22 protein-coding genes are annotated in these 22,244 nt (G+C 37.5%); 17 read left to right on the top strand and 5 right to left on the bottom strand.

The window, feature by feature from the left end:
- The 5 genes from ACMGDK_RS09820 to mobA all read right to left on the bottom strand — a co-directional run bounded on the left by ACMGDK_RS09820 (position 1) and on the right by mobA (position 7,336).
- Entirely contained in the window at positions 1-3,084 is a 3,084-nt protein-coding gene (locus ACMGDK_RS09820) for a SusC/RagA family TonB-linked outer membrane protein (RefSeq protein ID WP_436807785.1), read from the bottom strand.
- 156 nt (positions 3,085-3,240) lie between these two features.
- Positions 3,241-4,047: a FecR family protein gene (locus ACMGDK_RS09815; RefSeq protein ID WP_436807784.1), complete on the bottom strand. Its 807-nt coding sequence runs from the start codon at positions 4,045-4,047 to the stop codon at positions 3,241-3,243.
- 91 nt (positions 4,048-4,138) lie between these two features.
- Positions 4,139-4,660: an RNA polymerase sigma factor gene (locus tag ACMGDK_RS09810; RefSeq protein ID WP_436807783.1), complete on the bottom strand. Its 522-nt coding sequence runs from the start codon at positions 4,658-4,660 to the stop codon at positions 4,139-4,141.
- Between the two features lie 980 nt (positions 4,661-5,640).
- Entirely contained in the window at positions 5,641-6,909 is a 1,269-nt protein-coding gene (gene mobB, locus ACMGDK_RS09805; RefSeq protein WP_436807782.1) for a conjugal transfer protein MobB, read from the bottom strand.
- Positions 6,899-7,336 (bottom strand): conjugal transfer protein MobA, encoded by a 438-nt coding sequence (gene mobA, locus ACMGDK_RS09800; RefSeq protein ID WP_436807781.1) that lies wholly within the window; start codon positions 7,334-7,336, stop codon positions 6,899-6,901. Before mobA ends, mobB begins: the two co-directional genes overlap by 11 nt.
- A 785-nt stretch (positions 7,337-8,121) precedes the next feature.
- On the opposite strand from mobA, the gene ACMGDK_RS09795 reads away from it, so the two are divergent.
- The 17 genes from ACMGDK_RS09795 to ACMGDK_RS09715 all read left to right on the top strand — a co-directional run bounded on the left by ACMGDK_RS09795 (position 8,122) and on the right by ACMGDK_RS09715 (position 22,188).
- Positions 8,122-8,901, top strand: coding sequence for a ParA family protein (locus ACMGDK_RS09795; RefSeq protein WP_436807780.1), 780 nt, complete (start codon positions 8,122-8,124; stop codon positions 8,899-8,901).
- The gene (locus tag ACMGDK_RS09790) at positions 8,894-9,292 is read left to right on the top strand and encodes a DUF3408 domain-containing protein (protein WP_436807779.1); all 399 of its coding nucleotides are present in this window, start codon (positions 8,894-8,896) and stop codon (positions 9,290-9,292) included. Before ACMGDK_RS09795 ends, ACMGDK_RS09790 begins: the two co-directional genes overlap by 8 nt.
- A 7-nt stretch (positions 9,293-9,299) precedes the next feature.
- Positions 9,300-9,572 carry a DUF3408 domain-containing protein gene (locus ACMGDK_RS09785; protein WP_436807778.1) on the top strand — a complete coding sequence of 91 codons (273 nt, stop codon included), beginning with the start codon at positions 9,300-9,302 and terminating at the stop codon, positions 9,570-9,572.
- The gene (locus ACMGDK_RS09780; RefSeq protein ID WP_436807777.1) at positions 9,569-10,186 is read left to right on the top strand and encodes a conjugal transfer protein TraD; all 618 of its coding nucleotides are present in this window, start codon (positions 9,569-9,571) and stop codon (positions 10,184-10,186) included. Before ACMGDK_RS09785 ends, ACMGDK_RS09780 begins: the two co-directional genes overlap by 4 nt.
- 361 nt (positions 10,187-10,547) lie before the next feature.
- Positions 10,548-12,089 (top strand): hypothetical protein, encoded by a 1,542-nt coding sequence (locus ACMGDK_RS09775; protein WP_436807776.1) that lies wholly within the window; start codon positions 10,548-10,550, stop codon positions 12,087-12,089.
- A gap of 213 nt (positions 12,090-12,302) precedes the next feature.
- The gene (locus ACMGDK_RS09770; protein ID WP_436807775.1) at positions 12,303-12,608 is read left to right on the top strand and encodes a DUF4134 domain-containing protein; all 306 of its coding nucleotides are present in this window, start codon (positions 12,303-12,305) and stop codon (positions 12,606-12,608) included.
- A gap of 30 nt (positions 12,609-12,638) precedes the next feature.
- Entirely contained in the window at positions 12,639-13,469 is an 831-nt protein-coding gene (locus ACMGDK_RS09765) for a DNA adenine methylase (protein ID WP_436807774.1), read from the top strand.
- A gap of 9 nt (positions 13,470-13,478) precedes the next feature.
- Entirely contained in the window at positions 13,479-13,817 is a 339-nt protein-coding gene (locus ACMGDK_RS09760; RefSeq protein ID WP_436807773.1) for a DUF4133 domain-containing protein, read from the top strand.
- Complete coding sequence (locus ACMGDK_RS09755) at positions 13,814-16,321, top strand: TraG family conjugative transposon ATPase (RefSeq protein WP_436807772.1); 2,508 nt, start codon at positions 13,814-13,816, stop codon at positions 16,319-16,321. Before ACMGDK_RS09760 ends, ACMGDK_RS09755 begins: the two co-directional genes overlap by 4 nt.
- Positions 16,322-16,342: 21 nt before the next feature.
- Positions 16,343-16,975 (top strand): DUF4141 domain-containing protein, encoded by a 633-nt coding sequence (locus ACMGDK_RS09750; protein WP_436807771.1) that lies wholly within the window; start codon positions 16,343-16,345, stop codon positions 16,973-16,975.
- A gap of 4 nt (positions 16,976-16,979) precedes the next feature.
- Positions 16,980-17,963, top strand: a complete 984-nt coding sequence (gene traJ / locus ACMGDK_RS09745; RefSeq protein ID WP_048506327.1) for a conjugative transposon protein TraJ — start codon at positions 16,980-16,982, stop codon at positions 17,961-17,963.
- Between the two features lie 20 nt (positions 17,964-17,983).
- Positions 17,984-18,607 carry a conjugative transposon protein TraK gene (gene traK, locus ACMGDK_RS09740; protein WP_436807770.1) on the top strand — a complete coding sequence of 208 codons (624 nt, stop codon included), beginning with the start codon at positions 17,984-17,986 and terminating at the stop codon, positions 18,605-18,607.
- A gap of 10 nt (positions 18,608-18,617) precedes the next feature.
- The gene (locus ACMGDK_RS09735) at positions 18,618-18,899 is read left to right on the top strand and encodes a nitrogen regulatory IIA protein (protein ID WP_436807769.1); all 282 of its coding nucleotides are present in this window, start codon (positions 18,618-18,620) and stop codon (positions 18,897-18,899) included.
- Positions 18,889-20,217 carry a conjugative transposon protein TraM gene (gene traM / locus ACMGDK_RS09730; RefSeq protein WP_436807768.1) on the top strand — a complete coding sequence of 443 codons (1,329 nt, stop codon included), beginning with the start codon at positions 18,889-18,891 and terminating at the stop codon, positions 20,215-20,217. The genes ACMGDK_RS09735 and traM overlap by 11 nt, the downstream gene beginning before the upstream one ends.
- A gap of 24 nt (positions 20,218-20,241) precedes the next feature.
- Positions 20,242-21,141 (top strand): conjugative transposon protein TraN, encoded by a 900-nt coding sequence (gene traN / locus ACMGDK_RS09725; RefSeq protein WP_436807767.1) that lies wholly within the window; start codon positions 20,242-20,244, stop codon positions 21,139-21,141.
- Positions 21,142-21,160: 19 nt separating this feature from the next.
- A complete protein-coding gene (locus ACMGDK_RS09720; RefSeq protein WP_436807766.1) occupies positions 21,161-21,721 on the top strand; it encodes a conjugal transfer protein TraO in 561 nt (186 codons plus the stop codon).
- 11 nt (positions 21,722-21,732) lie between these two features.
- Positions 21,733-22,188 carry a TraQ conjugal transfer family protein gene (locus tag ACMGDK_RS09715; RefSeq protein WP_436807765.1) on the top strand — a complete coding sequence of 152 codons (456 nt, stop codon included), beginning with the start codon at positions 21,733-21,735 and terminating at the stop codon, positions 22,186-22,188.
- The last annotated feature ends 56 nt before the right edge of the window (positions 22,189-22,244 follow it).

Here is a 22,244-nt window from a genome sequence, read left to right as displayed (position 1 = left end):
TTAAAAGTTAAACTGAACCCCGAAAGAATATGTTCGCAACGGCGGTAGGAATCCTAGGGTTAAAGCTTCGGGATCAACCCCGAAAAAGTTAGTCCAGGTAAAGAGGTTTTGTCCCTGAAAGTATATTTTTACATCCTTTATGATGCTGTCCTCCAATGGAAGCCTGTACGCGAGCTGAACATTTTTTAGCCGGATGAATGAGGCGTCTGAATAGACAGCATTACTGGACCGAAATAAATTATGGCTGTTTGTATTTTTGGTGCTATAAGGCATATAAGTACCGGTCGGGTTTTCTGGAGACCAGACATTGAGTACTTCAATTGGCTGATTGCTCATCGTACCAGGCATATTTAAGATACCGTTATAATTACGGCCTTGTCGTTTAACGAACTGGAAAAGCAGGGACAAATCCCAGTTTTTATAACGTATGCTGTTATTCCATCCACCAAAGAATTTAAAGCTGGTATCTTCAATGATCTGCTTGTCCTCGGCTGCTGTAATCTTGCCATCGCCATTAAAATCAGTAAATTGATATTGACCCGTTATTGGGTTTACACCTTCCAATTGATAAAGCCTGACAATGTTCGTTGATTTTCCGATCACATATTGATTCGCATAGGAGGAGCCAGCAAGTCCGGGAAAAGATAAAAGCTTATTTCGTGGAAAGCTGATATTGAAACTCGATTCCCATTTAAAATTTTCGCTAATAATAGGACTTCCTGACAATTCTAATTCCAAACCTGTATTTTCAATTTTAGCGTCCAAGTTTGCGATGACACTTGTAAATCCTGTTACGGCTGAAAGTTGATACCCGACCAATTGGCTGGAAGAGCGGTTGCGGTACCATGCGGATGTAAGGTTCAATCTATTTTTGAATAAGCCAAGTTCCAGCGCTACTTCCAACTTTTTCGTAATCTCCCAGCTGTAATCGGGATTATAAAGGCGGGAAGGTGTAAGGCCAGTGATATTATTATAGATAGACGTAGAGACGATATAATTATCGAGATATTGAAAGTTACCAATATTGTCGTTACCGGTTGATCCATAGCTAGCTCGTAATTTCCCAGATGTTAACCATTTCTGATTTATCAGAAAGTCTTCTTTTGAGAAAAGCCACGCAGCTCCCAGGGCTCCAAAATTGGCAAAACGTTTATTCGGGCCGAAACGGCTGCTGCCGTCTCTCCGCCCTGTAAGGTTTAAAATATATCTGCCCTTGAATTGATAGTTGAGTCGGCCAAAGAATGCTGCATAACGATATTCTATATCTGAATCTTCCAAGATAAGAACGGTTTTTGCAGCGCCCATATTCGTGATGAACTGGTTGCTTTCAAAACCAAATCCTAATTTTTCGTCGGTATTCCTTAAATTTCTTTGGAAGCTACCTCCGATGAGTGCATCCAGTTGATGGTTGCCCCAGCTTTTCTGCCAGTTTAGTTGTGGTTCTACTATAAAAGAGAATATTTGCTGATCTTTTTTTCTGGCTTGAGAGTTGGCACTTGATAGTCCGGCTCCTATATTGGGATTGTAAGTAGTATTGGGAGTTAATGCCAATTCGTTAATAATTGAGTAATTAAGTCCCGCATTCATTTTAATTTTAAGATTTTGAAAGATCCGATACTCTGTATTAATATTGCTTTGGAATAATTTGGTATCATTTCCATAAGTTCCATTATAGGCAGCGAGGGGGTTTGTAAATGTATTTCCGGCCCAGTTTAGGCTTCCATCTTCATTGTATAACTTTGGCGAAACAGGGGCCAACGTGTAGGCATTCCTTGTCATATCAGTCAATACCATGTTGTTCTTTTGTTGGGTGAACAAATTAGAGAAACTTAGGATGAGGCGATTGTCACTGGAGCGATGTGAAATATTGGAATTGAACGTATTGCTGCTATATTTGAAACCCTGCCCGAATACGGTCGTTTGTTCATTGTGACCTAAACTCAGCATAAAGTTAGTGGTTTCACTCCCTCCGCTGGCTTGAAGTTGTGTATGGCTTAAAGTCGCTTTTTGTCCAAGAAGGGTTTTTACCCAATCCGTTTCGTTACTCAAATCCCAGGTTCCATTGATATCATAAGCATCTGTAGGATACGTTGTAATGCCGTCGTTAGCATAAGCTGCACGTCGCATGTTGAGGTATTGGTCCTTGCTTAGCAGTTTGAGATTTGATAATGCTTCGCTAATACCATAATTGGTAGAAAGGTTCAAACGTACTTTTCCCGTTTTTCCTTTTTTTGTCGTAATCAATATAACACCATTGGCACCTCTTGAACCATAGATAGCTGTGGCGTCTGCATCCTTAAGTACTTCAATGCTTTCAATATCATTGGGATTAATGCTATTTAAAGGACTGATACTGCCGTTAGGAATTGCAGTATTTGAAATTAGGGAATAGGAATTGGAAATCTCACCAAGAGGGACACCATCAACAACATATAAAGGCACATTACCATTAGGAGTTGTAAAGTTACCTGTTCGCAAGCTATTTTGCCCACGGATCTGAATGTCAAAACCACCACCCGGTGCTCCGGAATTTTGTATAATGTTAACACCTGCCATACGGCCCTGTGCTGCAGATAACACGTTTGTGATAGGTTGATTTTCGATATTCTTTGCAGTGACACTTGAAATGCTGCCGGTCTGTTCCTTAGCTTTTACTTTATAGTATCCTGCATTTAAGATGATTTCTTCAATTTTAGTTTCCTTTCTTGCAATGGGTGTGATAGTATCGTTCAATGACATTACATTAGTATCAATCTTGCTAAAGTTTTTTTGTTTTTTTTCACGGATAACAACTGAATTATTGTAAATAAATGTTTCGAATGGAAGGTCCTTGAATAGCTTACCAAGGCAGTCCAATACAAGTTCATTCTTACATGTAACCCGCTGAACTTTGTAATTTTTTAATAATTCCTTTGAATAAGCAAATTGTTGAATTTTATTTTGCTTAAAAAAGAGTTCAATGGCCTCCCCAGCTGGAAGTGGTTCAGCATCATAATTGACTCTCATTTTTAAGAGGTTCTGTTGGGCATTCAGGCCCTGCCAACCGATCAGAAAGAACACGCCGGCTTTATACAAAATTTTCATATTTTTGTAAAGTATTTAAATTAATATCTATTCGAGGTTTTAGTTGAATACAGGACCGGCGGGGCCATCCGTCGGTTTATTTTTTACTCAACTTATAATGCTTGCTTACCTTATGTATCATTAGCGAGAGCGGAGACAATTACTGCCCACAGCTTTCTACTCCAATTGAAATGTTTTATCATTGATTTGGTTAAGATTAAGGTTTAACTGGAAAGCTAGAGTTTCAATAAACGTTTTTGCAGTAGCGTTTGTAGATGAAATAGTTATCTTTATATTTCTATCCTGATCGGGGATTAATAATTTTATATTATATGTGTTTTCTATTATTTGTGCCACTTTAGCAAGTGAACAATCATTAAAAGATAAACTTGATAATGTATTATTTCCTCTTAATTTTGTTGTCGGGATAACTCTTGCAACTTCGGGATTGCCCAGGTTTGAGAATGATTGTTTTGGTATTAGTTCAAATGATTCATTGGGTTTTTCAGATCTATAGACTAGCACTTTTCCTTCATATAAGTCTACACTGAATGTGTTTTTACTTTGGTAGATTCGAAAAACGGTTCCCAAAACTTTTGTTTCATAATTTTTTCCATGCACTACAAACGGATGTTCTTTTGATTTAGAAACAGTAAAAATAGCGTCACCATCGAGTTTTACTTCACGTGTATCTGATGGAAAAGACTTTTCAACAGTGAGTTTAGCTCCTTTTTGTAAAATGACTTCCGATTTATCTGGCAGTACTATCTTTAGGTTACTTGAATTGGCAATATATACATCCGGCTTTATCAGCAAATTATATCCTAGTAAACCACTACTAAAGATTACGATGGCAGCCATGCCACCAAAGGTTATAATCCTGCGTTTTCGCTTCTGCTTTTCTTTACGACGAATTACGATAAATGCATTTTTCCATACTTTATCTTCTTCTTCCTCGGTGAGATAGGGAAATTTATCGTCCATAAACTTTTTCTTTATTACATATAGGACGAAATCAGAAAAAACCACACGGTTTTTAAGAAAAATTAACTTATTTTATGATACTTTAACCTATTTAGTAGTTGTTTATTTTATTTTTCAGGTAAATCATGGATTGGGATATATGCTTTTCTACAGTTCTTTTTGAGATATTGAAATAAGAAGCTATTTTTTCTTGGGTAATTCCTTCTAATTTGTTCATCTTGAAAATTGTTTTGCGAATTGGAGGAAAAAGTTCTTCAATCGCTTTTTCTATTTTGGCAATGGATTGTTCTTTTTCTTCTGCTAGGATAATGTCTTCAACAGCAGCATCAAACTGCTCTAAAGGAAGATCGGTAAACAGAACTCTATTCGTTTTTTTGTAGAAATGCGAGATCTCCTGTAAACAGGTCTTTTTTACTACACTTTCAATATTACTGGAATTTAACTTGGATCTGTACTCCCATATATGAATGATGACATTCTGAAATACATCCAAAACATCGTCCCTATTTTTGATCTTGTTGTAAAGAAGGGAAAATATTAATGGATTATATTGATGAAGAAGCACATAATAATTTTGTTCTTCAATTTTAGTATGTCGGTTAGTAAGCCACATAGTTTAGTTAACAAAATTAATAATATTTTAATAAATAATTAAATCTAAGGCGATAATTTTTGATTAAATAGTGATTTTATACCACAACTCGGGTATTATTAATAATTATATTTTCCTTAAAAAAACACGATTACCAAAGAAGAATTTTTATTTCTAAAAATTTAATATATTAGCAGTCGGAATATTAATAGAATATTACAATATAAACGAGCGTAAGCTATCGAAAATTTAATCTAAAGAAAACCGCTAATTTTCAAAAACAGATGCAATTCGATAGACTTACGCCTGTGCCTACTATGGGCATGGGCTAAGTCTTTTCGGCATCTGGGTTCTTAGCGGTACCTCTTTAGACGAATGGCTTCAGTACCATGCCTTTCTTGTTTTACAAAGTCATTGAGGTAAAAATCTTTTAGGCTGAAAAACTAATATGAAATTACGATGAATCTAGAAATGATTATTAAAGAGACCCGATACAACAATATAGACAGATTGTTAAAAGGGAAATTTGCATTGCTTGATAATAGTAAAATTATAATATATGCAGAATATTCGATTTCACCTGATACAGATTATATCTTTTTAGAATTGAAACCAGGCCAACGAAGATTAGTAAAAATAAACGATAGTATTTATGAACGGCTTTGTTCAATAGAAGAGCTAGTTGCCTTAATCAGTTTCTACCTCTCAAAGTATGAAAAAAAAACAAACGATATATTAGTGATTGATATCATTGATCACCTAACTAATTAATCTTTCTAATTCTGAACCTCGAACTAAAGAAAAATTCTCTCACCTTTTGTGCTTATAAGGTTACCGGACGTTTTTTGCTGTACTTATAAATCCCTTTATCTCCTGTATTGATTAAATTTGGCCAATAGTATGAGGAGATATCGAAGCTAATTACGAAGAATAAACTGTTATTTGCCTAATAAAAATATTTTGGTCAATCTAATTTTAACCTGAGTATTAGACACATCGGATTACATTTTTCTACGTCTTTGTTTCTTCTTTTTCTTCATCCGATTTTCAAATGCCATTTCCTCAAAGTCATCTCCCAGTGATCCTGGGATCATTGATCCAAATCCTTCAATTAAATTTTCGGTAAGATTGGATAAAATTCCTAAATCGATAAAATCAAAGTAATGATGAACTGATAGATCATTTTGATGGCTGGTAGAATAGTCATTATTTTTAGGAATTGCCTTTAAGCCTACTTCCCAATAATCATTAAAGATATTTGCAGAAAGTTCTTTGCCCAATTGTGAGCCATTCCAGACCGAACGGCTTTCATGATCGATAAAAGTAACCCCGTAAATACGTCCTTCGTCATTTCTACGTACAACAAGGTTTATTCCATGCTCTGCCAATTGTTTTTTAAATTCCGATTCACTGTTTGTGATTGCTAAAATAGATTCACAAGTATTTTTTAAAATAGATTTTACAGGATTGGATTTCATTGCAATTTTGCTATTTTCATAATGTCTGTTTAAAAATTCCAACCCAGCTTTTTTCCCAAATAAAGAAGCCTTAAATGGATTACTAACTTTATTTCCTTTTTCATCGAGGGCAAAATAAACAAGACCATTTTTTGACTGACCATTAATTTCCCCTTTCACTTCTTCTGCTGTGATGTTGAAAAATGACAGTAAGGAATTAAATCCTCCTAAAGTCTGAAATTGATAATATTGGGGAAGGTATCTTACTACAGCTGAAATCTGACTCTTGATATTTCCTTTTTTATAATCAACAGCCCGGAAATTAAGGTCAACTCCACCTACTTTTTCAGTTGCAGCCATCAACCCGTAATCTTTTTCAAGCTCCCTGCAGATGACCATTGATTTCCCGTGATCTTTATAATCCGAAATTTTCTTTCCATTTGATCTGACACAGGTTGTGACAACATGCATATGGGTTCTTTCTATATCGGTATGTTTGAACACAATAAAAGGTTGATTTTCATATCCCATTTTATTCATATATTCTTTTGCGATAGCTGTTAATTCTTCATCATTAAGTCTATCGTTTGGATCTGGATTTAAAGAGATATGACGGATAGGTTTTTCAGTTTTGTTGTTAGCAGCCAGATGAGGATCAAAATGTTTCATGAAATAGCTGACAGAATATACACCATTAAAACTTTCAGGTATATTATTAAGTGCGAGAATCTGACCATTTTCGCTTGCGACTTTTTGAAAATTATAAGTAATAACTCCATACAGATTTGCTCCTTTTCCAATTTTAGCGATCATTTTCCAGGTGTTTTTTCTCAAATTCAAGTGTTAACGCTAAAATTTTTCGACACAGTTCTGAAAGTTCTGCGGTCTGATTTTCTAGTTTAAATAAGTAAGCTGAGGCTTTTTTTTCCGAAAAATTACGGTACAAAATTTTCACGATTTGATTGTAATTGACACCAATTGCCCTAAACTGGCTGTACAAATTTGTTAATCTGGTATGATATTCCACAGCATTCATGTCAATCTTGACCGTTTTAACCGTCTTCTCAAAAATACAAGCAGTAATAAAATGTGCCATTACTTTCATTTCTGACTTTTCAAAAAGCGATAAAAAAAGTGCATTCTCTTTATCGTTCAGGCTAATTGAATACCGATGTCTTGCCGGATCGTTTTTTGGCTTACGTCCACTCTTTCTGCTCTGACCTTTCTTTTGATTATCCATTATCAAAACTTTATTAAATGATGAAAACCTCGACTTCGGAGAGTGTTTTTAAATCCCCGATAGGGCAAGTTGTTTTGAGCAGCGGAATTTATTTCGAGCTGCTCAAAAGATAACTTGCTCCTTTCCGATGAAAGGATTCCGCCATCTATGGCGGATTGAATAATAAAAGTTCTGAGATATCCCATAATAGATCTGTTCAGAACAAAACATTCTTTATCCTTTCCTTCAAATTGTTTTTACAAAGTAAAGGTTACTTTTTCATTAGCACACCATACCCAGCACGGCCAAAAAGTGCCACGTTTGGCCAATTAATTCCAGCCGTTGAGAACCGATTAAAAATTATTTTTCCTTTGAGCTATCAAGTGGGCGATCAAGCTTGATAAACTGGCAGTGGTCACGGTATCAAGGGCGCAAAACTTCTGACAAGCAATATGTCTAGCAAGTTATCAAGTGAGCGCTGGCTCAAGGGAGCCAGAAGATTAATCTTCCTGATCATCAGCATGTCTTCATGATGGAAGATTGGACTGGATGAATCCATGCCTGCTGATATGACTAATAGCAAGCCGTTTTGCTAACTGTCGGTAGATCAGGATCTGTTGAAGTCGTGAACGACTGAAAGGTTGAACGGCAGATCACCGGGGGACAGTCAGGAAAAAAAGCCGACATGTGTGCAATGTATCTTTCTGCTGGGAAGGCCATATGTCAAAATATCAGTTACTCCCTCATGACAGGTATTTATCAGGAATGCATGCATGAGAAAATAAATAATTTAAAGATGATAAAAAATGGAAAACAAGAAAAAAACATTATTTGTTGCCTTTTCGAGTCAAAAAGGCGGCGTTGGAAAAAGTACTTTTACGGCAATTTTAGCCAGTACGCTACATTATGCCCAAGGTTTAAATGTCGCTATTTTTGATTGCGATTATCCTCAGTATAGTCTGGCTCAGATGCGGCAAAGGGACCAGGTTGCAATTATGCAAAATGAGGTCTTTAAAAAATTAGCTTATCACCAGTTTAAGACTTTAAATAGAAAAGCTTATCCTATTTTTCAATGTAAACCTGAAATAGCCTTAAAGGAAGCCAGCCAATTTCTACAATCTTCATCCATTCAGATTGATATTGTATTTTTTGATCTTCCGGGAACGGTAAATACACCCGGACTTTTAAGTACGCTGGCAGGAATGAACCATATTTTTTCACCGATAACCGCAGATCGTGTTGTGCTTGAAAGTACACTTTCTTTCACAGATGTTATGACCAATGTCCTGATAAAAAATGGTCATACTGCTATTGAAACTATCCGGCTCTTCTGGAATCAGGTTGACGGACGAGAAAAATCGGTCCTGTATGACCATTATGATAAAATTATTTATGAACTGGGTTTAACTCTGATGGAAACAAGGGTCATGGACAGCAAGCGTTTTCGCAAAGAAGGCGAATCAGAGGCAAGGACGGTATTTCGGTCAACTCTGCTACCGCCGGATAAGAGACTTATAAAGTCATGTAAACTGGATATGTTCATTGAAGAATTTCTGAAAACCATTAAAATGCAGGACAATGGATAAAAATGATAAAAAAAATAATACTCCCAAAGTTGACGAAGAGTATTTGATGCAAGTAATGGCCGAAGGAACAAGGGACCCAAATCAGCCAATTAACATTGTGACGCCCCCGGAAAGTGCGCCCATAATAAAGGATAAAGGCCGGGGAAAGAAACTAGCTGACCTTACTTACGGAGAACGTTTTCTAAAAAGCCATTCCATGAACCGAAGAGGAGAGAAAAGTATCTATATCCGGCAGGAATATCATGAAAGGCTTTCAAGGATTGTTCAGGTTATCGGTGATGATAAGATCCCACTTTATGCTTATCTGGATAATATTCTTGAACATCATTTCGAACTTTTTGAAAAGGCCATCACTGACAATTTTAACGATAAATTCAAACCCATTTTTTAGTATTACTATGAAAAAAAAACCGCACAACCAATATAATATCAGCCGTAGGGAACTTTATAAATATTTGTTCCTGAGCAACAGGTTTCCAGCTGGACAAAAAGGGAAAGTTGTTTATATACGGCCTGAATTTCACGAAAGACTGCTTAGAATTGTCCAATTGGCCAGACAGGAGAAAAGTACGCTCTACTCCTATCTAGACAATATTTTGGATCTCCACTTCAAAGAATATGGACTTGATATCAAAGATTTTCACGACGAGCGATTTAAACCAATATTATGATGGAAGTTCTGATTTTAACATTCCTTTTAATAATTATTGTTCTATTGTTAAAAGATAAAGTAGTGATAAACAGGATCACCAAGAAGGCGGTGATTATTAAAAAAAATGATCCGAAAGAAATTATGGGCAAATCGAAGTACGACGGCCGCCTTTCAGCGCCAATTAAACCCACTGACAGCCAAATAAATGATGTAATTGATAAAGAGGATAATTTTGAAATGAAAGCCAATGGAAAGGGTTCAGAACATGCTGTTCCAGAGAAAAATTCTGCTGAAAATTCTGAGGAGACTATTGACTTCGAGGAAGAAGAGCAGGAATTTAAAAATAGAGGTTTTCCAAATCAGAGCAGAGGTTACGCCAGAGGGGTTTCCTTTCAAGAGCTCAACTATGCCGGGCAGGTATTGCAGAACGATAGTCTGGAACCTGCTTCATTTAAAAAGGCTGTGGCTGTAGTTCGAAAGATACAAAATACCGATCTGTTCTATTTATTGGAAAATGCTATGGAAGGTTCCTCCCGGAAGATTGCAGATCTTTTGAATAAGAATTTGCCAGACGAGGCGGAACCGCAAGCCTCTTGTAATAGTGATGATTTTGACATTGGGGAGTTTCTTTAAGCTCCCCTTTGTCATTTTAAAAAAGGTCATTTGATTGCAGACAATCAGGAAGGAAAACTAACCGTAGTATGTGAAAACTTAAATGAAAACTTCACCTAAAAAAGGCAAAATTATAATTATAAAAAGCGTAAAGGCCCAAAGATGTAAACTCATTCAATTTAAATTATCAAAGTATATCTGAATAAAGTACCCCGTTATACAGGTTTTTCACTTCCAATTTAATTGAATTACTGAATTCTATTCATGTCATTCTTCGAACATAACGCCCCTCAAAGCCAAATAATTCCTTAGAGTTCATCTTTATTTAATGCAACCAGATTTCAGGTCATTTTTATCCATATAATTTTTAAATCAAACAATTATGGATAACGAAAACAGAAAATTACCGGAGATTGAGATTGAGGGAACAATTTTTCAATTTGACATAGAAAGGTTGGCGCTCATTGAAAAAAATAATCCAGGCAATGCAATCATCTTTACCTTTATGAAGGATCATGGAACACACTATTCCTTTAAGTATAGCCTATTGTCTAAAAATCACGATTTTATCGTGATCGATCCCAGTTTTGATGACACTGGAAAAATAATCCTTGATCCTTCTTTTGAGACCAGCGTTAATGTTGAAATTCCTAGGATTACCGACCTCGATCCATTAGGATTCAGTCAAAAGTACAATTGCACTTCCAAAGATATGGTCGAAAAAACTGATTTTGAATTAATGGTGAATCAGGAAATCTACAATAAAAGAATTGATGGTCATCCTGTCAAAGTCAACATATGTGGTAATCAGTATGTCGTTGATCCCGACAATGACATATTATGGTCACTTCAAGGAAAACCAGATATAGAGCTTAGAGGGATGCAGAATTATTACAGTGAAGAAAATAAAGCATTTAACGTATTTTATGAACCGATAAGCGGGCGGGTTATTGATATTGTAAAAGACGGTATCAATCCTTCGGAAATGGTTAGGCTTGTAGAGATTCCGCACATAAGAAGGCTAGATCCGATAGGAAAAAATCACGCTCAGAAATTGCCTCTTAAATTTGGTCTATTGTACCACGACCTACAACTGGAACATAATCTTGCTTTCAGTCATGATGAAATTAAGCAGGTTATACCTATTAGCCGAAATGAAGAGGGACAAATGGAATTATTGATCGAGGGAACGGCATTCATTGTTGATATTAATACGTTTGAATATCGTGATAAGTTCGATCCCGATAATAAAATCCAGTTGAAAGAAATGCAGGACAATGAAGAAGGCGGCTACTCAGTTATATACAAGCACAAAGAAATACTGCTTCCTGAGTTTGTCGAACTTGATCCAGAAGGCATGGCAAAGAAATATAATGTTTCTATTGATGAGGTTAAAACGCACGACGATTTCTATTTTATGGTGGATCAAAAAGCCTTTGACATAAGGATGCAAGGTCAATTACCGACGTTAGAAATCGAAGGTCATACCTTTACTGTTGACATGCGGATGAACATGCTCCGTTCAGCCACTGATTTGGTATCAAAGGGTATAAGGTTTGATGAAATTGACCATTATTATTCAGAAGAAAAGGACGCCTATATTATACCATATGATCCCATAAAAAAGGAGTTTCGGGAATTGGATTATGAGAGTTTGTTCAGTATCCCAAAAGATCTAATTGCTGTAGAATTTCCATTTCAAACCAAACTGGATCCAATCGGCTGGAACCGTGCTGGCGGATGGGATTTGAAAGAAGACTTAAAATGGCTTGGTGTTAAAAACCATTTTGAGGCAAAGACAATTCCCTGGGAGCAAACCTATATTGTCGATATCATTAAGGACAATAAAGAGGAACTTCAGAGAAAACAGGATAATCAACAGAAGGAAAAGCCTAAAAACCAAAACAAGGGCAGAAAAATATAACCTAAAAAAAATGAACAGAAAATAAAAGTGCTGATCTCTTGATCCAGCACTTTTTTATTTTCTATTCAAGCCATTAAAGCTTCCTTTAATGCCTTTGAACGCCAAATAAAACCTCTGATTTCCAATTTAAAAGAGGGCTTTGTTTTCCACCTCACATTTGCCATGAAAGCCTGCAAGAAGCAGGAAATGAATAACAAATAATTCGTTTAAATCATGGAAAAACAAAGAAAAAGAATTTTAGCGGCGACAGTATTAATGTTGTCAAGTGTCGGCGCATTTGCGCAAGGAGATGGACAGAGCGGAATTCAAGAAGCAACCGAAATGATCACAGGCTACTTTGATCCTGCAACTAAACTCGTGTATGCGATCGGCGCGGTCGTTGGGTTGATAGGGGGCGTGAAAGTGTACAACAAGTTTAGCAGTGGCGACCCAGATACCAGCAAAACTGCCGCCAGCTGGTTTGGCGCCTGTATATTCTTAATTGTTGCGGCTACGATCTTACGATCATTCTTCCTGTAGTCTTCATTTCAAACCTTCAAATCAACAGATATGTCGATAAAAAAAATAATTACTCCTTTAACATACTATGGGGGAAAACAAAAACTTGCGAAGGTAATTATCCCTCTGATTCCACCACACAAAACATACGTTGAACCCTTTGTTGGCGGCGGGGCAAAATTTTGGTCAAAACCAATTACCGAAGTTGAAGTTATCAACGACTACAATAGGGAACTGATCAATTTCTACGAAATGGTGCAGAACCAGTTCGTAGAATTAGAAAAGTTGATCAGAATAAGCCTCCACAGCAGATCATTACATAACGATGCACTTGTCATTTACAGCAACCCACATTTATTTGATCGGCTGAAGCGTGCCTGGGCAGTTTGGGTTCTCTGCAACCAATCCTTTAGTTCAATTATCGGTGACAGCTGGGGATACGATAAATCCAGCTCTACCACTGCTAAAAAAATAAGCAATAAACGCAATTCATTTTCTGAGGAATATGCGATCAGATTACAGAACGTTCAGATCGAGAATACCGATGCTCTTCGCATCATTAATTCGCGGGATCATATTTCTGCATTTCATTATTGTGATCCTCCATATTACAATTCTGACTGTGGCCATTATGATGGGTATTCAAAAGAGGATTATGCCTCCCTCCTTCAATGTCTTTCCACTATCAAGGGAAAGTTTTTACTCAGCAGCTATCCAAGTCCAGAATTAAAGCAATACATCAAAAATCAGGGCTGGTACACGTTGCAGATGCAGTCAAGTGTAATGGTTGATAACGCACATGGGAAACCACATAAAAAGAAGATTGAAGTCTTAACGGCGAATTATGATCTGAACAAAATTCAGGGAATTATTAACTTTTAAATCATACCGATGAAAACATTCAATATCAATAAAGGAGTGGGCCGTTCGGTAGAGTTCAAAGGTCTTAAGGCCCAGTATCTATTCATATTTGCTGGTGGTCTATTGGGTTTACTCATCCTTGTGATGATCATGTACATGATCGGAATAAATTCTTACCTGTGCCTTTCGCTTGGAGCTTCGGGATCATCGGTTCTCATCTGGCAGACCTTCAGTCTCAATGGAAAATATGGTGAACATGGACTAATGAAAGTCGCCTCTAAAAAAAGGCATCCACGGTTTATTGTGAGCCGCAGACCCATGCACCGGTTTTTAAAATTCAGGTTGAACTCCAAAACCAAAACATCATGAGAAACATGGCAAAAACAAGGACTTTGGAATCAAAGTTTCCACTGCTGGCAGTTGAAGAAAACTGTATTATTTCAAAGGAAGCCGACATCACAATCTGTTATAAGGTAATGCTTCCCGAAGTATTTACGGTATCGACAGCAGAATATGACGCCATTCATTCCGCTTGGCATAAGGCTATAAAAACACTTCCTGACTATTCGGTCATCCATAAACAGGATTGGTACATTCAAGAAAACTATGAACCTGATCTTTCCCAGGAGGATATCAGCTTTTTGGGAAAGTCCTATCAGCAGCATTTTAATGAACGTCCATTCCTTAACCATTATTGCTACCTGTTTCTGACGAAAACCAGCAAGGAAAGAATGCGCATGCAATCCAATTTCTCTTCCCTCTGCAAAGGAGTTCTTATCCCTAAAGAAATCCGTGACAAAGAGAATATCCAGCGTTTTATGGAAGCGGTAGCCCAATTTGAGCGGATTTTAAATGACAGCGGTTTTATAGGGCTTGAAAGGCTTAGCACTGAGGAAATAACCGGTTCAGAAAATGTTCAGGGATTGTTGGATCAATATTTTTCTCTATCAAGAAAAAAAAATGAGCCCCTGCAGGACATTTCTTTGGGAAATGAGGAAGTGCGTATCGGAAATAAAAGGCTTTGTTTACATACTTTATCCGATACCGATGATCTACCGGGGACGGTTTCGATTGACACCCGTTACGAAAAGCTATCCACAGACCGTAGTGATTGTTTACTGTCATTTGCTTCACCAGTAGGTCTGTTGCTTAACTGTAACCATATCTACAACCAGTACATTTTTTTAGATAATTCGGATGATAATCTCCGAAAGTTCGAGAAATCAGCCCGCAACATGCATTCGCTGGCAAAGTATAGCCGCAGCAATCAGATAAATCGGGAATGGATCGAAAAATATCTCAACGAGGCTCATTCATTCGGACTTTCTTCGATCAGGGCCCATTTCAATGTGATAGCTTGGTCAGATGATCCCTCAGAACTGAAACGGGTAAAAAATGATACGGGAAGTGCATTGGCATTAATGGAATGCAAACCAAGACATAATACTGTTGATGTCGCTACGCTATTCTGGGCTGGAATGCCCGGCAACGCTGGTGATTTTCCAAGTGAAGAAAGTTTTTACACATTTATTGAACCAGCGCTCTGTTTTTTTACGGAGGAAACAAATTACCACGATTCCCCCTCCCATTTCGGGATCAAGATGGCTGACCGCCTTACCGGTAAACCTGTTCATTTGGATATCTCAGATCTTCCAATGAAAAAAGGAATTATAACAAATAGAAATAAATTCATTTTAGGACCGAGCGGATCTGGGAAATCTTTTTTTACAAATCATATGGTACGGCAGTATTATGAGCAGGGTTCGCATGTTTTGCTCATTGATACCGGAAATTCTTATCAGGGGCTTTGTGAAATGATTAAGGGTAAAACCAAAGGAAATGACGGTGTTTATTTCACCTATACAGAAGATAATCCGATTTCATTTAATCCATTTTATACGGACGATAACGTGTTCGATATTGAAAAACGAGAAAGCATTAAAACCCTGATCCTGACCTTATGGAAAAGAGATGATGAACCTCCGAAAAGGTCAGAAGAAGTAGCCCTCTCCAATGCTGTAAGCGGATACATTGATTACATAAAAAACAGCGAGGTCAAACCTTCATTCAACGGATTTTACGAGTATGTGAAAAACGAGTACAAGAAGGTGCTCCAGGCAAAAGAAGTACGGGAAAAAGACTTTGACCTTGCCAATTTTCTGAACGTGCTAGAGCCTTACTATAAAGGAGGAGAATATGACTATTTACTAAATTCCGAAAAGGAGCTAGATCTACTGAATAAGCGGTTTATTGTTTTCGAAATCGACGCAATCAAGGATCACAAGATACTTTTTCCAATCGTGACCATCATTATTATGGAAACTTTCATCAATAAGATGCGGCGATTAAAAGGTATCCGAAAGTTAATTTTAATTGAAGAGGCATGGAAAGCGATAGCAAAAGAAGGTTTTGCCGAATACATAAAATATCTCTTTAAAACGGTCAGAAAGTTCTTCGGAGAAGCAATCGTTGTAACCCAGGAGGTAGATGATATCATTCATTCACCTGTAGTCAAAGAGACTATCATCAATAATTCGGACTGTAAGATCCTGCTTGATCAGCGCAAGTATATGAATAAGTTTGATGATATCCAGGCCATGCTCGGTCTAACCGAAAAAGAAAAGTCCCAGATTCTTTCGATCAATATGAACAACGATCCCAGACGTAAATACAAGGAGGTCTGGATCGGACTTGGAGGTACGCATTCTGCGGTCTATGCGACTGAGGTTTCAATGGCCGAATATTATGCCTACACAACTGAAGAAACCGAAAAACTGGAGGTCATGCAACTGGCTGAGGAACTTGGTGGAAACGTCGAGCAATCGATAAAACGCATAGTCCTAAAAAAGACTGAAAATCAACATAATAATTAATCCTTTTAAAATTTTAGAACAATGAAAAAATTCATTTACATGGTCGTGATTGCATTATCATTTGCTTTCACGCCACAAGCGAAAGCCCAGTGGGTTGTTACCGATCCAACCAACCTTGCTTCCGGAATTGTCAACAGTGCCAATGAGATCGTACAGACATCCTCGACTGTTTCAAACGTAATCAAGAATTTCAACGAAGTAAAACGGGTGTATGAACAGGGTAAGGAATATTACGACAAATTGAAGGCCGTAAACAACCTTGTTAAAGATGCGCGTAAAGTCCAACAGACTGTCCTTTTGGTCGGGGATGTTTCTGAAATGTACGTGACCAACTTTGGTAAAATGATGAACGATCCTAATTTTAAGCCAAACGAATTGGCAGCCATTGCAAACGGCTATTCGGCTCTATTGAATGAAAGCACTGAGCTATTAAAGGAATTAAAGCAAATAATTACTTCTAATGGTCTTTCATTGAATGACAAGGAAAGAATGGAAGTTATTGACAAAGTTTATAAAGAAGTCAAGGAATACCATGCACTTGTTAAATACTTCACCAATAAGAACATTTCGGTAAGTATTATCCGCGCTAAAAAGATGAACAATACCAAAAGGGTTTTAGAACTCTATGGAAATCCAGATCAAAAATATTGGTAAAATCATGGAATACGAGAACTTACATGAAATCTTAAGGTCGTTATACGACGAGATGATCCCACTTTCGGCTGATATGGCGGGGGTGGCTAAGGGTGTAGCTGGCTTAGGCGCACTTTTCTATGTAGCAATTAAAGTATGGCAAGCATTAAGCCGTGCGGAACCTATCGACGTATTTCCATTACTGAGACCGTTCGCATTGGGCATTTGTATCATGTTCTTTCCAACAATTGTTTTGGGATCTATCAATGCTGTTTTAAGCCCTGTAGTCAAAGGAACCCATGCCATGCTAGAAAATCAGGTCCTTGATTTGAATGCATTACAGGAAAAGAAAGACAAACTGGAATATGAGGCAATGATCAGAAATCCTGAAAAAGCATATTTAGTTTCTGACGAAGCATTTGACAAAAAATTGGAAGAACTTGGCTGGTCACCTGGGGACCTTGCCACGATGAGCGCTATGTATTTTGAACGGGGAATGTTCCAATTTGGCCAGAGTATAAAAGATTCTTTTAGAGAGTTTTTGGAAATATTGTTCAATGCAGCGGCATTGGTGATTGATACCATAAGAACATTCTTTCTGATAGTACTTTCTATTCTTGGTCCAATTGCCTTTGCCATAAGCGTCTGGGATGGATTTCAGTCTACATTGAACCAATGGTTTACCCGATATGTCAGTGTGTATTTATGGCTGCCTGTTGCTGACCTGTTTAGTTCCATCCTGGCTAGGATACAGTCTCTGATTTTAGAGCGGGATATCGAAAATTTATCCGATCCTTCCTTTATACCGGATACGACCAACACCGTATACATCATTTTTATGATCATAGGAATAGTAGGATACTTTACGGTCCCTACGGTAACTGGCTGGATCATTCAAGCCTCTGGCGCCACAAATTTCACTAGGAATATTCAGCAGGCGGCCAGTGTTGCAAGTGGTGGTGCTGGGGCTGTTGCTGGAAATATTGGTGGACGATTACTTAAAAAATAACAAACCTAAAAATTTAAAACATGGAATTTAAAACACTCCGGAATATCGAAAATAGCTTCCGTCAGATCAGGCTTTATGCAATAATTTTTGCCTTATTATGTACAGGTATAGTGGGATACTCCATCTGGAAGTCGTATAGTTTCGCGGAAAGGCAACGTGAAAAAATCTACGTTCTAGATCAGGGAAAATCATTGATGCTGGCTCTATCTCAGGATGCCAGTATCAACCGCCCTGTTGAGGCAAGAGAGCATGTAAGACGATTTCACGAACTGTTTTTCACCCTGGCCCCGGACAAAAATGCGATAGAGAGCAATATGAAGCGTGCCTTTAACCTCGCCGATAAGAGCGTCTTTGACTATTACAATGACCTGGCGGAAAAGGGCTATTATAATCGTATTATCAGTGGAAATGTACAGCAAAGAGTCGAAGTTGACAGTGTCGTCTGCAACTTTGATTCCTATCCCTATGCAGTAAAGACTTATGCCACTCAGTTTATTATCCGTTCAAGCAACGTGACCAAGCGTAATCTGGTCACCTCGTGTAATCTGCTAAACTCCGTTCGGTCAGATAATAACCCACAGGGCTTCAACATCGAGAAATTCGCTGTCTTGGAGAACCGAGATTTGGAAGTTGTAGAACGCTAAAACTATCATCATGAATCTAAGAACAAAAATCGAAAATCGAATTAACGATCTGGATGACCGTTGGCGCGAACTACCTATTAAAAAGCAGCGAAAATATACTTTATACTTTTTTCTGTTGTACACCATTTTAACGCTGATTGTTGTTGCGAACGTGTGTTTGGAAACGGGAGAAGTAGATCAGGAAGTGGCGATCCGCCATATTGAGAATCCAGTCGAAAAAACAGAAAAGTCCGGTTTTATCACCAAGGATAGTGTTTCAATTAATATTAAAAATGAGAATAATGGAAAATAACGAGAATAAAAGAATAAGTATTCTAGTCGAAGAATCTGACCAGAAATCTGAAGATTTAGTTAGTGGGAATGAGAAATCCAATTTGGAAAAGTTAAAAAAACCATTGATTTATATTTTAATGGGGATCGTTTTCCTTGGCTGTCTTTTTTTAATTTTTAAGCCATCGGCCGACAAGGATGAGCATAAAGATTCGGGCCTCAATGGTGCTGTTCCGCAGGCAACAGAAATAGGAATGCAGTCCGATAAACAAAAAGCCTATGAGCAGGCCATGATGGACGAGAAAAATCAGCAGAAAAAGAACGTGCTCACGTCACTTTCCGATTATTGGAATAGTGACAGTACGATGCAGGCCGCCGATCCGAATTCAGGATTAAATGGCGATCCAACAAATACTCCGTCAGCAAAGAGCTATCAAGCTGAAAATCCTGCTTTAAATTCCTACCGAAATGCTCAGGCAACTTTGGGATCATTTTATAGCAGTAATGAAAATTATGAATCGAATGAACTTCGCAAAGAGATTGCAGGGCTAAAAAAGCAATTAGACGAGCGGGATGCAACCCCCGCTCCTTTGACGATTAATGACCAGCTGCAGCTCATGGAAAAATCCTATCAGATGGCGTCCAAGTATCTTCCAAATAATGGTAGGGAGCAAAGAACGGCTGATAGTACAGGCATTAAAAATACCCCCGTAAAAGAGGCATTTTTTACTGCTTTTTCACCTATGCGGTCAAATGTGGTTTCTGCTCTTTATCGTGAACCCACCGATAAGGAGTTTTTGGAAAATATTAACGGAGAAAGAAACCGTGGATTCTACACTGTGGGTGTATCTGAACAGGCTCCCAAAGTTAAGAATAGTATAAAGGCATGTATTCATGAGAACACAACCATCACCACTGATGGAACTGTGAAATTACGATTGCTTGAATCTGCGAAAACTCCTGATTTTACAATTCCTTCCGGTTCTATCGTTACTGCGGGAGCAAAATTCAACAATGGACGATTAATGCTAAAGGTTTCTTCAATAGAAGCCAGCGGAAATATTTTCCCGATGGATATCAACATTTATGATCTGGACGGTCAGTTGGGGCTGAATGTTCCATATTCCGCTGAAATGAATGCACTGACAGAAATAGCATCGAATATGAGCCAATCTTCCGGAACTTCTATCATGATGAGCAGGTCTGCAGGCCAGCAGATAGCGGGCGATCTCTCCCGTGGACTGGTTCAGGGAGTTTCGGGGTATTTTTCAAAAAAGGTAAGAACACCCAAAGTAATGTTAAAGGCAGGACATCTGGTCTTTTTAGTTTCAAAAAAATAATACTAATCCTTAAATCAAAAAGAAATGAAATCGATCATTAAAAAAATATTAATAACGATTTGTGCAATGCTTGGTTTTATTAATTCACAGGCCCAAGCAGTTACAGATTCTTTAAATCACAAGCCCAATTCAGACCAAATTGAGCCCTATCATATCACAGTAACTTTTAATAAAACGACGCACCTTATCTTCCCATCTGCGATCCGTTACGTCGATCTGGGTAGTGAATTTCTTACTGCGGGAAAAGCTGACGATGCCGAGAACGTTTTAAGGATCAAAGCTTCAGTAAAAGATTTTGAAGATGAATCTAATTTTTCGGTGATTACAGATGATGGAAAATTCTATAGCTTTAGTGTTTTTTATAGCTCTTATCCGGAGATTCTAACCTATAATCTTGATCCAACGGATAAATCTGTATCAAACTCCAGAGCCAATATACATCTGGAAGATCTGGGTTTTGCTCCTTCTGTTCCCGATCAGCTCATGGAAGCTATCTATAAAAAAAACCGGAACAATATCAGGCACATTGGTTCCAGAAGTTTCGGAATTCTTTTTAGTCTAAAAGGGATTTACATACATCAGGGGAAATATTACTTTAATACACAGATCCAGAACAAAACCAATGTTTCCTTCCAGATAGACTTTATAAATTTTAAGATCGTCGATAAAAAAGTCGCAAAACGTACTGTATTTCAGGAAAAGCCATTGAATGTCATCCGTACGTACAGTGATATTTCAGAAGTGCCCGACAATAAAACGAGCCGTGAAGTTTATCTATTGGATCAGTTCACATTAGATCATGATAAGATACTCGTAATTGAACTTTTTGAAAAGAATGGTGGAAGGCATCAAAGACTGGAAGTTGAAAATGAGGATCTGATCCGCGCGATACTATTAAAGGATCTTCCACTGAAAATTAAATAACAATCTTATTTAAAACAATATGAAAAAGATATTAAGCATATTCTTAATGGTTATATTACCATTTACGTCTCTTATGGCCCAACGATTACTCCCTTATCAAAAAGGTTTCCAGATCAGTGCCGGTATGTTTTCCAATGACCAGCCAAAAGACAATTATTTTGTGAATCTGGAGCTGACACGAAATCATAAAAAAGGAAACTATCATTTCTTTTCTGCAGAGTATCAACGTAGGACAACAGTCTATTCTGAAAATTCCATTCCTATAGAAACTTATTTATTAACAGGCGGATATAGTTTCCATCTTATTGGCTTACCGAATAAAATTGTGAGTTTAAATTCAGGAATCGAAGCCAGTGGAGGTTATCAACTGGTTAATCACAATAAATTATTGTTACTGGATGGTTCCCAGATCAACAATAAAAGCAGTTTTGTATACGGTGCTGGAGGCAGGCTGACGATAGAGACATATCTGACCAATTTTATTATCCTATCCTTACAGGCAAGGGCGAAATACGTCTGGGGAACAAATTTTAATCAGTTCCGTCCTTCAGCTGGTATTGGACTTCGTTTTAACCTTTAAAATTTATCTGTATGAAAACTTTATTAAAAATCAAATTCCAGTATAGCTGGTTCATTTTACTTTTGAGCATTTCCATATTATTTTCCTGCAAAAATGATGATCTTGATATTCAGCAAAACTTCCCATTTGAGGTCATCGTGCTTCCTGTTAACAAGGCAATTGCAGTAGGTCATACTGAGGCTATCTCTATGAAAATCAAAAATACAGGAAGTTATTCTGGCGTTCAATATTTCTTTCGGTATTTTCAATACGACGGAAATGGAAATCTGATCTATGAAATTGCTAAGACAGGGAAAAAAGCTTTTTTACCCAATAAGGTATACTTCCTTTCCGATGCCAAAAGTTCGGAGATCACCTTCTATTACACATCGCAATCCAAGGCCCAACAATCATTTGACATTTGGATTCTCGATAATTTTGGAAATGAAAGACAATTAAGCTTTCAATTTAACAGTGTTGATAATTAAGGTAGTGGGGCAGCTTTATTATTAAAGCTGTCCCTTTTATAGCCGAACAAGACAAA

Origin of the sequence: Chryseobacterium hilariae (assembly GCF_051400735.1) — a bacterium.
GTDB lineage: Bacteria > Bacteroidota > Bacteroidia > Flavobacteriales > Weeksellaceae > Chryseobacterium.
The sequence above is the reverse complement of the archived record's forward strand: the minus strand, read 5'-3'. Positions and strand labels throughout refer to the sequence as shown.